The organism is Streptococcus sp. V919 (assembly GCF_054353475.1).
The window spans coordinates 3,901-17,971 of record NZ_JBTHHY010000004.1 but is presented as its reverse complement, the minus strand read 5'-3'; the positions used below and the strand labels follow the sequence as shown (position 1 = coordinate 17,971).

Annotated in this window: 13 protein-coding genes and 3 pseudogenes; 10 read left to right on the top strand and 6 right to left on the bottom strand. The window is 40.7% G+C overall.

From position 1 onward, the window contains the following. Positions 1 to 62 precede the first annotated feature (62 nt). On the bottom strand, positions 63 to 413 hold the full coding sequence (locus ACXYSK_RS08595; protein WP_458625702.1) for a helix-turn-helix domain-containing protein: 351 nt from the start codon (positions 411 to 413) through the stop codon (positions 63 to 65). A gap of 324 nt (positions 414 to 737) precedes the next feature. Between ACXYSK_RS08595 and ACXYSK_RS08590 the strand changes: the two genes are divergently transcribed. Together ACXYSK_RS08590 and ACXYSK_RS08585 are read left to right on the top strand one after the other, a co-directional pair. Beyond that, a complete protein-coding gene (locus ACXYSK_RS08590; protein WP_458625737.1) occupies positions 738 to 2,363 on the top strand; it encodes a malolactic enzyme in 1,626 nt (541 codons plus the stop codon). An 83-nt stretch (positions 2,364 to 2,446) separates the two neighbouring features. Continuing rightward, positions 2,447 to 3,394, top strand: a complete 948-nt coding sequence (locus ACXYSK_RS08585; protein ID WP_458625701.1) for an AEC family transporter — start codon at positions 2,447 to 2,449, stop codon at positions 3,392 to 3,394. 216 nt (positions 3,395 to 3,610) lie between these two features. Here ACXYSK_RS08585 and ACXYSK_RS08580 read toward each other — a convergent pair whose 3' ends face one another. From ACXYSK_RS08580 to ACXYSK_RS08565, 4 genes are all read right to left on the bottom strand, one after another. Continuing rightward, positions 3,611 to 3,799, bottom strand: a complete 189-nt coding sequence (locus tag ACXYSK_RS08580) for a hypothetical protein (protein WP_458625700.1) — start codon at positions 3,797 to 3,799, stop codon at positions 3,611 to 3,613. 251 nt (positions 3,800 to 4,050) lie between these two features. After that, the gene (locus ACXYSK_RS08575) at positions 4,051 to 4,254 is read right to left on the bottom strand and encodes a CsbD family protein (RefSeq protein WP_000020982.1); all 204 of its coding nucleotides are present in this window, start codon (positions 4,252 to 4,254) and stop codon (positions 4,051 to 4,053) included. Positions 4,255 to 4,372: 118 nt separating this feature from the next. Further along, entirely contained in the window at positions 4,373 to 5,005 is a 633-nt protein-coding gene (locus ACXYSK_RS08570) for a DUF421 domain-containing protein (RefSeq protein ID WP_458625699.1), read from the bottom strand. Then, entirely contained in the window at positions 5,002 to 5,454 is a 453-nt protein-coding gene (locus ACXYSK_RS08565; RefSeq protein ID WP_458625698.1) for a DUF3290 family protein, read from the bottom strand. Before ACXYSK_RS08565 ends, ACXYSK_RS08570 begins: the two co-directional genes overlap by 4 nt. Positions 5,455 to 5,617: 163 nt before the next feature. Here ACXYSK_RS08565 and ACXYSK_RS08560 point away from each other — a divergent pair, with 163 nt between their 5' ends. The 4 genes and pseudogenes from ACXYSK_RS08560 (at position 5,618) to ACXYSK_RS08545 (ending at position 9,425) form a co-directional block, all read left to right on the top strand. Further along, entirely contained in the window at positions 5,618 to 6,391 is a 774-nt protein-coding gene (locus ACXYSK_RS08560) for an SDR family NAD(P)-dependent oxidoreductase (RefSeq protein WP_458625697.1), read from the top strand. Next, positions 6,391 to 7,533 carry a glycosyltransferase family 2 protein gene (locus tag ACXYSK_RS08555; RefSeq protein WP_458625696.1) on the top strand — a complete coding sequence of 381 codons (1,143 nt, stop codon included), beginning with the start codon at positions 6,391 to 6,393 and terminating at the stop codon, positions 7,531 to 7,533. Before ACXYSK_RS08560 ends, ACXYSK_RS08555 begins: the two co-directional genes overlap by 1 nt. Continuing rightward, a pseudogene (locus ACXYSK_RS08550) lies at positions 7,526 to 8,182 on the top strand (hypothetical protein). Before ACXYSK_RS08555 ends, ACXYSK_RS08550 begins: the two are co-directional and overlap by 8 nt. Further along, positions 8,142 to 9,425 carry a glycosyltransferase gene (locus ACXYSK_RS08545; protein ID WP_458625695.1) on the top strand — a complete coding sequence of 428 codons (1,284 nt, stop codon included), beginning with the start codon at positions 8,142 to 8,144 and terminating at the stop codon, positions 9,423 to 9,425. The pseudogene ACXYSK_RS08550 and the gene ACXYSK_RS08545 overlap by 41 nt, the downstream one beginning before the upstream one ends. Before the next feature lie 81 nt (positions 9,426 to 9,506). On the opposite strand, the pseudogene ACXYSK_RS08540 reads toward ACXYSK_RS08545, so the two are convergent. Continuing rightward, positions 9,507 to 9,623, bottom strand: a pseudogene (locus ACXYSK_RS08540) (glycerol-3-phosphate 1-O-acyltransferase PlsY); the annotation flags it as partial. On the opposite strand from ACXYSK_RS08540, the pseudogene ACXYSK_RS08535 reads away from it, so the two are divergent. The 4 genes and pseudogenes from ACXYSK_RS08535 to ACXYSK_RS08520 form a co-directional block, all read left to right on the top strand. Next, positions 9,617 to 10,293: pseudogene (locus ACXYSK_RS08535) on the top strand (nucleoside phosphorylase); the annotation flags it as partial. The pseudogenes ACXYSK_RS08540 and ACXYSK_RS08535 sit on opposite strands and share 7 nt — an antisense overlap. 33 nt (positions 10,294 to 10,326) lie before the next feature. Next, positions 10,327 to 11,706 (top strand): TrkH family potassium uptake protein, encoded by a 1,380-nt coding sequence (locus tag ACXYSK_RS08530; protein WP_458625694.1) that lies wholly within the window; start codon positions 10,327 to 10,329, stop codon positions 11,704 to 11,706. A gap of 13 nt (positions 11,707 to 11,719) precedes the next feature. After that, the gene (locus tag ACXYSK_RS08525; protein WP_006150965.1) at positions 11,720 to 12,385 is read left to right on the top strand and encodes a potassium channel family protein; all 666 of its coding nucleotides are present in this window, start codon (positions 11,720 to 11,722) and stop codon (positions 12,383 to 12,385) included. Between the two features lie 136 nt (positions 12,386 to 12,521). Further along, the coding region (locus tag ACXYSK_RS08520; RefSeq protein ID WP_458625693.1) for an SSURE domain-containing protein at positions 12,522 to 14,071 on the top strand (1,550 nt) is incomplete at its 3' end.

The window sequence follows — 14,071 nt, the reverse complement described above, 5'->3', positions numbered from 1 at the left end:
TGATAGCTAATTTGACTATATGATTTTTTGTTTGTTACAATCTAAGGTGAGTCAGAGGACAATTAAAGGCTATCTAAAAGATCTTCGAAAATTTTTAGGAACTTCTCCCTTTTTTCAACTGGAAGTTGTTTAATTTTCATATTTACTCTCTTAAGTGAAAGGCTGTCGGTAGGATCTGAAGATGCTTCGAGTGAATCAAAATTGAAGAATTCTTCAGGAGTTAACTCAAGAGCAGAAATGACTTTTTCAAGACTGTGAATGGTCAGATTCACATTTTGATTTTCCAATTGATTGATGTATTTTAATCCAAGGTCTGCCCGTTCCGACAGCTCCTCTTGACTCATGTTTTGTTTTTTTCGCAAATATTTGACCTTTTGCGCTATATACCGTTGTAAATAATGTTTTGTTTTCATGTAACCAGAATACAAGTTTTAAATAACAAAATTAACACCTTAAACAAAACAACGTATGCTATAAGAGACTTATTTTGAATTTTTTGATGGGAATAACCTTCTAAAAACGTGGAAAGGATTTCGCTTTTTAAAAAGATGATCAGGACTATTTAGTAAGGAATGGACAAATCTATTATTTTGTTATTGCTTGAAGTTCCGTCATTTTAGGGTGCGTCGTCTAAATTTTCATTTAGCGATTCATTTATATTGTATCATATACAGAACAAAGTGTCATATAAAGTAAAAAGTGCTATAATAGAATAAACTAAATAAGGAGGTCACATGATGACTGCACATGATATTTTAAACAACCCTTTCCTTAACAAAGGGACTGCCTTTACCTTGGAGGAACGTCAGAAACTAGGTCTCATTGGCCTTCTGCCACCTTACGTTCAAACCATTGAAGAACAAGCAGCACAAACTTATGCGCAAATGCAAACAAAGGTTAACGATTTGGAAAAACGTTTGTTCTTGATGGAAATTTTTAATACAAATCGTACTCTTTTCTATTACCTGTTTGCTCAACATTTGGAGGAATTTAATCCTATTGTCTATGACCCAACCATTGCTGATACCATTGAGGGTTATAGCGACCTCTTTGTAGATCCACAATATGCCGCATATCTTGATATTAATCATCCTGAAAATATCGAAGCAACTTTGAAAAATGCAGCAGGGGACCGTGAAATTCGTCTCATTGTTGTGACAGATGCAGAAGGTATTCTTGGTATTGGAGACTGGGGAACAAATGGTGTCGATATTTCTGTTGGGAAATTGATGGTCTATACTGGAGCTGCAGGAATCGATCCTTCAACGGTGCTTCCTTTGGTCATTGATGCAGGTACCAACCGTGAAGAATTGCGTAACAATCCTAATTACTTAGGAAATCGTCACGAACGTGTGCGTGGTGATCGTTATTATGATTTTATCGACCAATTTGTCCAAACTGCAGAACGTCTTTTCCCTAAACTCTATCTTCACTGGGAAGATTTCGGTCGCTTAAATGCTGCCAATATTCTTGAAAAATACCGGAAGCAAATTCCAACCTTTAATGATGATATCCAAGGAACGGGTATCGTAACCCTTGGAGGTATCTTTGGTTCGTTGGATATTACAGGTGAAAAATTAACGGATCAAGTTTACCTCTGCTATGGTGGTGGAACTGCTGGTGCAGGGATTGCCTCTCGTGTGCTTCGCGAAATGGTTAGTGAAGGTCTGCCTGAAGAAGAAGCCTATAAACGCTTCTTTATGGTAGATAAACAAGGTCTCCTCTTTGATGACATGGATGACTTGACTCCTCAACAAAAACCATTTGCTAAGAAACGTTCTGATTTTGCTAATGCAGACAAGTTGACAGACCTTCTTGAAGTGGTGAAGACGGTTAAGCCAACGATTCTTGTGGGAACTTCAACTCAGCCAAATACTTTCACAAAAGAAATTGTAGAAGCTATGTGTGAAAATACAGAACGTCCTATCATTTTCCCATTGTCAAACCCAACCAAACTAGCTGAGGCAAGTGCCAAAGATTTGATCGAATGGTCAGACGGAAAAGCATTTGTTGCAACAGGAATTCCAGCTGGTACCGTTTCTTATAAAGGAGTAGACTACGTGATTGGTCAAGCTAACAACGCCCTGATTTATCCAGGTCTTGGACTTGGTATGTTAGCTTCTGAAGCGAGTCTGTTGACAGATGAAATGATTGGTGCTGCTGCACATTCATTAAGTGGTATTGTCAATCCAGGCGAACCAGGAGCACCAGTCTTACCTCCATTCAAGTATGTAGCCGATGTTTCCATCAAAGTAGCGGAAGCAGTTGCTAAAAAAGCGCAAGAACAAGGCCTTGCACGTGCTCAAGAAACAGATATGGCTAAAGCGGTTCGTGATTTGAAATGGTACCCAGAATATAAATAAGTAAATTTAATTGGAGGTGTACGAGTGCGATCGGATGCCTCGTACACCTTTTGTGTATATCTTGTTATATAGAAAGGGAGACTATGGAAATCTTTATAACGTCAATTCAGAGTATTGTACCCATTATCATCATCATCATTCTTGGTTATTTCTTGCAAGTCCGTGGTTGGTTCCAAGAGAGTTTTGGAGATGACTTATCTAAACTTATTATGAACGTGGCCATGCCTGTTGCAATTTTTACCTCTGTTCTTAAATATTTAACTTTAGATAAATTGATTAGCTTGTCTGGCGGTTTGTTGTATACGTTTATCGCCTTCATTCTTGGTTACCTAGCGGCCTTTATCGCAGTGAAAGTTTTTAAAGTGCGCCCAGGACGTCGAGGAACCATGATTAATACCTTTGTCAATGCCAATACTATTTTCATTGGTTTGCCTTTAAATATCGCTCTGTTTGGGGATCAAGCCCTTCCTTACTTCTTGGTATATTATATTACAAATACTATCTCTACTTGGACCTTAGGTGTCTATCTGATGACTTCTGATAGCAAAGAAGGGGCTTCAAAACAGGCTCAAAAATTTAATTGGAAGAAGCTCTTCCCAGCTCCTTTATTAGGTTTTCTCGTAGCCCTCGCCTTTTTAGTGCTCCGTCTGCCTGTTCCAAGTTTTGCGGAAAGTACCTTGACCTATATTGGTAGTTTAACAACGCCATTATCACTTGTCTATATTGGTATCGTTCTAGCGAAGGCAGGACTTAAGACCATTCGCTTTGATAAGGATACCATCATCACACTGGTTGGCCGTTTTATCCTTGCACCGGTCATCATGCTCCTGGTTTTGAAATTCTTCTCTCCAAATATGGTAGCAGCAGAATTTAAAACCTTTATGATCCAATCAGCAACACCTGCTTTGGCGGTACTTCCAATTCTTGCCAATCAAGGAAAAGGCGATGTTGAGTTTTCAACGAATGTGGTCACTCTCAGCACGATTTTATTTGTGATTGTGATTCCGATTCTACAGACATTGTTAGGATAAAAGGAGGAGAGTTTGCATATATTTTTTAATTGGATTAAAAAAATGGCAAACACTTATCAAACTCGTTTTATTTATATTTATTGCTAGTCTAGTTATTGTGGAGGTAACTAGACTTTTTAAAACAATTTTGTTTAATAAGATTTAAGAAATACTTGAAGTACTGTCTCCAATAATGCCTTTAGTGCCTCTCTTATAGTTGCTGTTCTTAGATGTGGTTTAGTAGGTAAAAACATTTTTTAAAGGTTTTGGATTTATTCTTCTGCCAGTTCTTTTCTCTATTCCAGTTTTGGTACTTGGAACGATTCTAGGAGGAGAAGGAGATGTCTCACCAATTTTAGCTCGAACATTGGCTATTGTGATGTTGCTGATTCCAAATCTGTTTACCATAGAGGGTGGGCTTGCCATGGTTCTTTTATAATGGAGAAAAAGGACGAGGAGATAAATATTTTTTTATATCTTCTATCTAACTCACTCACTCACTCACATCTATTTATTGTATCTACTAGCTAGCTTCCTTCATTAAAACTAGTAAGTTTATGCCAAGCATCTCGGAAAGAGATGCTTTTTTCATAATGTGAGGACAAGAAAAAACTCTTATCCCTAGCATGATTAAAAGCTTGGAATAAGAGTTTTTATGATATTAGGACGAAAAAGAATTATTCTCCGTCTTTTTTAAAGATGTTTTTCACGCCAGATACTGCACCTTCGACAGCTTCTTTTGCATCTTCAGCAACTTCTTTAGCTTTTGAAGCTACTTTTTCTGCAGCTCCTTCAGCTTGAGTTTTTGTATCGCCAGTAAGTTTACCAAAACCTTCTTTAACAGAACCTTTAGCTTGGTTGAATTTTTCTTCGATTGACATGGGGGTTACCTCCGATAATGTATTCCATCATCCAAATTCCATCAGATAATAATTTAAGTATATACCCATTATTGTCAAAAAGCAAAAAACTGATACGAAAAGCATCAGTTTGTTTTTTTTAATAGGTTACAACATTCAGTTGACCTTTATCATATTCAGCGATAAAGATATTAGAAACGTCTTCGAAACCTTCCTCTTTTAATTTTTCTGTTAGCCATTCCTCAGACTTGCCAATGGTTTCTAAAATTTCAACTTGGACAACACCATCGGTAATGAGAGGATATTTTGGATTTTCGTCACCCATTCTTACGATAATTAGCTGTCCGTTTTGTTCAATCACAGCTCTCTTGACATCCTTCAATTGGAAGATCCCTTGGGCGCGCAATTTAAGAGCTACATCTGCAGCTGCAAGACCTTTTGATCGACAGGCTTCAGGGTCTAACTGACCATTTTTTATGATAATAGTAGGTTTTCCGTCAATCAGATGTTTAATCAAAGAAACATTGGTGTTGAGCCATTTAAGGAGCAAGATGAGAATAGTCCAGATGATGAGGATAACAACATATTGGATGATGGTGATCGAACTATTGTAGATAACCCCACCGATAATGCCCCCGAGAACAAAGTTCTGTACTTGGTCTACTGCAGAGCTTGGTGCAAGATTTCCTTTACCTGTTACATTGATAACAAAAACTAGAGACAGAAGGCCTAAGGCCAATTTAATCGCAATTGTAGCAAAAAAGCTTATCATTTTTCAACCTCCACGAGTTCAACATCGGATTTATATAAGTCAATTTTTTCAAGTAAATAGCTATCTTGGGCACTTCCACTGATAGCACGATAAAAATTGTCTCCAACCTTAATAATTGCTCCATCAGTTACCGCTGAAGTGTTGACATAAACATCTTTCTTATCAACACCTAACTCTTTTGAGACAATCTCGATGAAGTGTAAGGAACTACGGAATTGATTGTCATTGGATTGGTTATTTTGAAAATTCGAAATGCTTATCAAAACGAAAGCGATTAAGGTCAAAATAGAAATGATCGATAATTCACGGAACTTACTTCCGCGTTTATCCTTATATGCCTTAAAAGCGAAAAAAGCCGTTACTAAGACTAAGAGAATGGACATGATCACCATGACCCAATTTTGTTGGCTAATCTGACTCAATAAATAATCATATGAATAGAATTTCATAAAAATCCTCCCGATTTTGAATTCAAGTTATTATAAACTAATTCCTCCTTAACTTCAATGATTTAAAGTGATATCTCATTTTTTAAAGGTATGGATTGTACCTTAAGGTGGGAGAATGGAAGTAGGAGTTTTCTATCTAATCGAAATTTGGTATACTAGAGCTATGAAGATAGAAGATACTATTAAAAAAGCAATCATTTTAGGAGCTACAGGAGGGATTGGCCGGCAGCTAGCGAAAGAACTGGCAAGAAGTCTGGATCATCTGGTCTTAGTGGGTCGCGATGCTGACAAACTCTCCCAAGTTCTAAAGGAACTAACTGGGAGCAAAGCGCGGCTTTCAATTCTGACGTTAGATATGCTAGATCAAGTAGCCCTAGAAGCTTTTGTAGAGAACCTAGATGCAGATCTTCTCGTCAATTGTGCAGGTTTATCTTACTTTTCCCGTGGAAGTGACCTTGATTCAGCTAGTGAGCAAGACCTCTGGCAAGTCAATTACCATGTTCCGGTCCAACTAATTAAGCAACTAGTGAAGAAGAATCAGAAGATCCACTTGGTCCAGCTGTCATCTCTGGCTGCTCTTTTTCCTCATCCCTATTTAGCAGCTTACAGTGCTAGTAAGGCTGCCTTGCAGACCTACACTCTTGCTCTCCAGGAGGAACTGAAGCAATCAGATTCACCGATTCAGCTAGGTCTCTATATTCTTGGACCAGTCCAAACAGCTATTCTTCCTCCCAAACTAGTAAAAGCATTGGGTGGCGGTCGCTTGCAGATGAAGCCTGAGAAAGTCGCTCAGCAGTTGATCCGATTTATAGAAAGGGATACTTCCTATGCGATTATCGGGCTTCGCTATCGCTTACTAGTTTGGCTAGGTAGCATGCTTCCCCAAAGGTGTATCATTCGTGTCCTCGCCAGGTATTTACGAAAGGGACTTAATTGATGAAATTCATATTTATATTTTTAGCTGTTGCTTATCTTCTCTTATTTATCATCCGTTGGTTGCTGTCCTTTACTTATTATAAAAGAGGTCAGGCTCATATTGCAGACTTCCCAGAAGAGCTTTTTACAGTGGTCCAACCTATCCTCTCAGGGGATCCTCGTTTAGAGAGTGATTTGCGAGCCAATCTCCAGCAAACAGAAGCAGTAGAATTCTACTGGTTGATTGACCAGTCTGATACAGAAGCCCAGCGTGTAGCAGATCAGATTTGCCAAGAGGCTTCCTTTGCCCAACGCATTCGAATCTTTCTCATTGAAGATGTCCCTCAGGGGATTAATCCCAAGAGTTACAAGATTGAGCAGGTTGTAGAGGAGCTGACCCGGCCTTATCTGATTGTTTTGGACGATGATAGTGTGATCGATTTTTCTAAGATGGGGGAGCTGACTGCCTATTTGGGTCAAGAGGTCATTCTGACAGGTATTCCTTATAACCAGGAGAGAAGCAATTTCTGGTCCAAGCTGGTCGCAGCATTCGTTAATGGCAATTCTTTTATTACCTATTTTACCATGGCAGAAGTTGAGGCGAATCACTCCATCAACGGGATGTTCTATATTCTACCGGTAGAACTTGCAAAAGACCAGGGGCTTTTCACAGCAATTAAGGATTATCTATGTGATGATTTAGCCGTAGCCGATTTTTTAAGGAGTAAAGGAGTATCCATTATCCAAACACGGGTCACCTGTAATGTTCGAACCACTATCAAGGATACCAAGCAATATTTGCTCCAGATGAAGCGTTGGCTTCTCTTTAGCTCTATCTACCTCAAAGAACACCTGGATTGGAAGCTGTTTAGTCTCATAGGTTTACCGAGTTTTCTGCCTCTTCCAGCTTTGATCCTAAGTCTTTTTTTAGGGTGGCCTTACCTTCTTCTAGCTTTAAGCTTACTGGGATTCAAGGCAGTATGGATGCTCCTCTATCGACAAAGCATTCTATCCAATCGCCTATACTTGGATGAAGTCATCTATGAAGTGCTGAATGATCTTGTGCTTCCTTGGTTGTTTGTCTATGTTCTATTGACTCCACCTGTGATAAACTGGCGGGGGCGGAAGATTCGTGTGACGGACGGAAAGATTCGCTATGAGTAAGATGAAGTCCTATCTAGACCGTTTGTCTGATTTATCTCTTGATCATACCATGCTAAACTCTGATCGCTTGGTTCTCTTTCTCAGTGGGAGCAGTGATGTCACTTGTACCGGGCTGACAGCAGGACAACTGGAACTCCTCCATACGATTTGTCCATCAGATTATAGAGTAGTAGAGAGTAATTTTCCCTTCAATCAAGATTTTGAACATATACAGTTTCCTCAAGTATCCCTCTTGTCAGCTTCTGTATCCAATATCATCTACTATTGGCATACGATTTTGAACCCTTGTTTCCAAAAGCTGTTACAGGAGCACTTGTCTCCCTTGTTGGAAGCGCAGGAGGTGGTTCTTGTTTGTAAGAGTTCAGGGGTCAATATGCTGACCTAGTGGCTCAGAAGTTTAGGGAATCAGGTCTCCCTTCCGAGATTGCGTGTGATAGCGCTTGGCCCGGTTTTCCATCTTCTCTTACGTCAAAAGGAGCTAGAACTACTGGTTATCAAAGGCAAAAAAGATCCTTATTCACGAATTTTGGACCGCCATTCAGCGGATATCCAAGTGGATACGAATCATTATAGCTATGAATACAGAGAAGATGTGAAAGGAATCATCTATGACTGGATTAGAAAAAGTGATAAAAATCGATGTGATTAGCGTCCCCTTTAGTGGTCATTTATTTCCGACTTTAACTTTGGTCAAACCCTTGCTGGAGGATCCGCGTTTTCAGATCCGTGTTATTACAGGTTTTCAGAAAAAGGCATTGGTTGAGCAGATTGGTTTTGACTGCCTTGCCTTATTTCCTGATCGTCCGACAGTAATGGAAGATATAGCCAATACAGCCAAGCAAGCAAACCTATTAATCATGTACCAACAATTAAGGGCCAATAGCAGACTGATACCTGAAGTTTTTGACGAAATAACTCAAATTTGGAACTCTGAGGGGATACCAGACTTGATCATTGCAGATTTTGTAGCCGCTCCTGCTGGAGTTTTAGCAGATCGTTTGGGCATTCCCTGGATTACGACCATTCCAAGTCCAGTAGCGATTGAAAGTCGAACGACAACGCCTGCTTATCTAGGTGGCTGGAAACCGCACCAGGGAACCTTCTACAAGTGGAGAGATGCGCTGGGTAGGCAAGTCATCCGTCTGGCAAAGAAAGTTGGACTTGCGCTGGTTAAGAAGAATCTCGATAGCCTAGAGAATTTCAAATTGTACCGTGAAGATGGGACAGAAGCCATCTATTCTCCCTATTCAATCTTGGCTCTGGGCATGAAAGAGTTGGAGTTTCGAGATGATTTTCCATCTCAGCTTAAATGGGTTGGTTATCGCTGTCTCTCTTTTGACCACCTTCCTCAAGGGCAGAAGCAGTATTTCACTAGCTCTAAAAAGCGGGTCCTCGTCACTTGTGGTACTCATTTAAAATGGGAAAAAGAGCGGATGGTGGAGTTGGCAAAGCTTTTGAGCCAAGAACATCCTGACTATGTCTTTTACGTAACCTTAGGGGATTCTAGTGGTTTGGAGCATCCACCCAGGATGTTGTCGGAAAATCTTCTGGTCTTTGATTACCTCCCTTATTCAGATGTTCTGGATCAAATGGACTTTGCCATTCATCATGCAGGTGCAGGGATCCTGATGGGCTGTATCGAGCAGGGCATTCCAAGTCTAATTTTGCCCCAGGACTATGACCAGTTTGATAATGCGGTTAGGGCTGAGTTATTCCAAATAGGATTGGTCTCTCGTAAAAAGACAGATTCCGAAGTTTTGCGCTTATTTAATGAATTGGTTTCTCGGGAAGATTGGTCGCACCTAAAGGTCCTTGCTCAACAAAGCAAAGCCTACCAGCCAACAAAGATTCTTTATCAAGAAATAGAGAAACTCTTGAAAGTGAGGTCATAGAAGAAGTGGAGGGGGAGAAACCTGTTTGCTTTCTTACAAATACCTTCTATTATTGAATATAAAAAAACTAGAGGTTTGACTCTAGTCTTTTTGTTTTTGATGGGTGATGTTTTTACCCCAAGTGATGATGTTTTCATTCTTGTTGAGGATTCGTTTGATATTGTCCTTGTGACGGATGATAATCAAGGTGGCCAAAGAAGTGCGTCTATGCATTTTTGGAGGAGGAGATTGATCGCTATGCTCAGGAAGTAGGGGCGAAGTGCGTCGGGGAATTTGTTTCTGCCACTAAAACTTATCCTGTTTATGTCATGGATTATAAAGGTGAAAAAGTATGCCTAGCCCAAGCTCCTGTTGGTTCTGCTCCAGCGGCCCAGTTTATGGATTGGTTGATTGGCTATGGTGTGGAGCAAATCATTTCCACCCCACCGGTACTTGTGGAGTCCTAGCCGATATTGAGGAAGATGCCTTTCTCGTCCCTGTTCGCGCTCTGCGAGATGAGGGGACGAGCTACCACTATGCAGCGCCTTCTCGTTATATGGAGATGCAGACTGAGGCTATCTCTGCCATTGAGCAAGTCTTGGAACAAAGAGGTATTCCTTATGAAGAAGTCATGACCTGGTCGACAGATGGTTTTTACCGAGAAACAGCTGAAAAAGTCGCCTATCGTAAGGAGGAAGGCTGTGCAGTTGTGGAGATGGAATGTGCTGCATTAGCAGCAGTAGCTCAACTTCGCGGTGCAGTCTGGGGTGAGTTGCTCTTTACCGCAGATTCCTTAGCGGATCTGGACAACTACGACAGTCGTGACTGGGGCTCTGAAGCTTTTGATAAGGCGCTAGAACTCTGTCTTGAAATCGTTAGTCATATATGACTGCTTTAACTGATTTTGTGGTACAATGTAGCTATGTTATTCAAATCATTTTCGGAAAAAATAAACACGACCTTGGGGCGTTTGTCACCTGCTCGTCGAATTTTTTTAAGTTTTGCTTTGGTTATTTTCGTAGGCTCTCTTCTTTTAAGTCTTCCATTTGTGCAAGCAACTAGCTCTCAAGCGACCTATTTCGACCATCTCTTTACAGCAGTATCCATGGTCTGCGTGACAGGACTCTTTACTCAACCAGTAGCTTCAACCTACAATGTCTGGGGCCAGTTAATCTGTATGTTTTTAATCCAGATTGGCGGTTTGGGTCTCATGACCTTTATCGGGGTCTTTTATATTCAAAGTAAGCAAAAGCTAAGTCTTCGTAGCCGTGAAACAATTCTTGAGAGCTTCAGTTATGGAGAAACTCAGTCGTTAAAGGTTTTCATACGTTCAATTTTCTTAACGACTTTTCTCGTTGAAGGCCTAGGAGCCTTCCTGTTAAGTTTTCGTTTTGTTCCTGAATTTGGTTGGGGCCGAGGGATTTTCACCTCTATCTTCGTAGCTATTTCAGCTTTCTGTAATGCTGGTTTTGATAATTTTGGAAGTACAAGTTTGGTAGCTTTTCAGACCGACCCTTTGATTAATCTAGTAATTGCTGCTTTGATCATCACAGGTGGTCTGGGATTTATGGTCTGGTTTGACCTAGCGACCCAGTTAGGAAAGAAGAAAAAACGATGTCTTCGTTTTCATACCAAATTGGTTCTTTTTTTAACAGTGGGGATTTTATTTACTGGAACAGTTTCAACCCTTTTGATTGAGTGGAACAATCCAGGGACCATTGGCAATCTCACCGTACCTGATAAATTGCTGGTTAGCTTTTTCCAAACAGTCAGTATGAGAACGGCAGGCTTTGCTTCGATTGATTACACCCAGGCCCGACCTGTTACGTTGCTGATTTATATTTTACAAATGTTTCTAGGTGGGGCACCTGGTGGAACAGCCGGGGGACTTAAAATCACAACCTTCTTTGTATTGTTAGTATTTGCGCGCAGTGAACTTTTAGGATTGCCCCATGCCAATGTAGCTCGGAGAACGATTGAACCTCGGACAGTGCAAAAATCCTTCAGTGTCTTCATTGTTTTCTTGATAACTTTTTTGGTGGGTTTGATTTTACTTGGAATAACAGCAGAAGGGAATCCGAAATTTATCTACTTGATGTTTGAAACTATTTCTGCGCTTGCTACCGTTGGAGTAACAGCGAACTTGACACCAGAATTAGGTAAGATAGCACTTAGTGTTGTCATGTTATTGATGTTTATAGGACGAATCGGGCCGTTGACGCTATTAGTTAGCTTGGCTGAGTATCGTCCAGACAAGAAAGATATGATCCACTATATGAAAGCAGATATTACTATAGGATAGGAAAGGATAAACTATGTCAGATCGGACAATCGGAATTTTAGGTTTAGGAATTTTTGGGAGCAGTGTTCTCGCAGCGCTTGCCAAGCATGATATCAATATCATAGCTATTGACGACCATGAGGAACTTATCAATCAATTTGAACCTGTTTTAGTTCGCGGTGTTGTTGGAGATATCACAGATGAAGAACTCTTGTTATCAGCCGGAATTGATACCTGTGATACGGTTGTGGTCGCAACTGGTGAAAACTTGGAGTCTAGTGTTCTTGCGGTTATGCATTGCAAGGATTTGGGAGTACCAACTGTTATTGCTAAGGTCAAAAGTCATACAGCAAAAAAAGTACTTGAAAAAATCGGTGCAGACTCTGTTATTTCACCAGAGTATGAAATGGGTCGTTCATTAGCTCAAACGATTCTCTTTCATAATAGCGTAGACGTCTTTCAGTTGGACAAGAATGTCTCCATTGTTGAGATGAAAATCCCTGCATCTTGGGTAGGTCAGAGTCTTAGCCAATTAAATCTTAGAGGACGCTATAATCTCAATATACTCGGTTTTCGTAAATACGAGAATGCTCCACTAGATGTTCAATTCGGACCGGAAGACCTTTTACAGTCTGATACCTATATCATGGCTATTATTAATAACCAATACTTAGATAATCTTGCAAACCTCAATGAGTAGAAGAAAAAGATTATTGAGTCAATATAAATATTTTATAAGAGGGATTTAAGAAAAATTTTAACTTTTTCTTAATCCTTTTTAATTTTAGGAGATTATACTAGAGTCATCAAAAAAAGAAAACTCTAAGGAGAATCCTATGAAATTCAATCCAAATCAGAGATATACTCGTTGGTCTATTCGCCGTCTCAGTGTCGGTGTTGCTTCAGTTGTTGTAGCTAGTGGCTTCTTTGTCCTGGTCGGACAACCAAGTTCTGCGCGTGCTGATGTGGTCAATCCGACCACTGCTCAAGTCGTGCCAGATGCAGATTCGGTGAGTGAAAAGAGCGACTTACCAGCAGAGGCTCTAAAAAAAGCAGTCGATGTAGCTCTTCCTTCAGAACAGGCAGATTCAGTACCTAAAGTAAGCTTGGATTCTATAAGCTCTCCAGAAAAAGCGGATGTAGCTGATAAAGACCAAGTAGTAGTTCCCAAAGAAGAAGTGCAAGCAAAACCAGAATCTAAGAAGCAAACAGCAGATACGGTTAAACCTGCAACAAATTCTGCTCCTGTAGTCTCTGGACAAGACCGTGAGGCAAGTGAAGCTCAACCAGCAACCACTCCAGCTGAAGTGCAAAAAGGTGTGGCTGACAATACCAAAGACACAGTAGATGTCCCAGCCACTCACTTGGACAAGGCCAACTTCCCAGGCCCATTCACAGCCGGAGTCAACCAAGTGATTCCATACGAATTCTTTGCCGGTGATGGTATGTTGACCCGCCTTATCTTGAAAGCTTCTGACAAGGCTCCGTGGTCAGACAATGGCTCAGCAAAAAATCCTGCCCTCCCACCAGTAGAAAAATTAGGCAAAGGTCTCTACTTCTATGAAGTGGATTTGGCTGGCACTCAAGGTAAATCAGATAAAGACCTTCTTGACCTCTTGAAACAAAACGGCACTCAAAGCTATAAAGCTACTATTAAAGTGTATGGTGCGAAAGATGGTAAGGCCGATTTAAGCAACCTCGTAGCGACTAAGGATTTGGATGTCAATTTGAATGGCTTGACTACCCCAGCTGAAGTGCAAAAAGGTGTGGCCGACAATACCAAAGATACAGTAGATGTCCCAGCTTCTTACTTGGACAAGGCTAACTTCCCAGGTCCATTCACCGCCGGTGTTAACCAAGTGATTCCATACGAATTCTTCGCTGGTGACGGTATGTTGACCCGCCTCATCTTAAAAGCATCCGATAAGGCCCCATGGTCAGACAACGGTTCAGCTAAAAATCCCGCTCTCCCACCAGTAGAGAAATTGGGCAAAGGCCTCTACTTCTATGAAGTGGATTTGGCTGGTACTCAAGGAAAATCAGACAAAGAGCTTCTTGACCCCTTGAAACAAAACGGCACTCAAAGTTATAAAGCTACTATTAAAGTGTATGGTGCGAAAGATGGTAAGGCCGATTTGAGCAACCTCGTAGCGACTAAAGATTTGGATGTCAATTTGAATGGCTTGACTACCCCAGCTGAAGTGCAAAAAGGTGTGGCCGACAATACCAAAGATACAGTAGATGTCCCAGCTTCTTACTTGGACAAGGCTAACTTCCCAGGTCCATTCACCGCCGGTGTTAACCAAGTTATCCCATATGAATTCTTTGCCGGTGACGGTATGTTGACTCGTTTGATTCTGAAGGCATCAGACAAGGCTCCATGGTC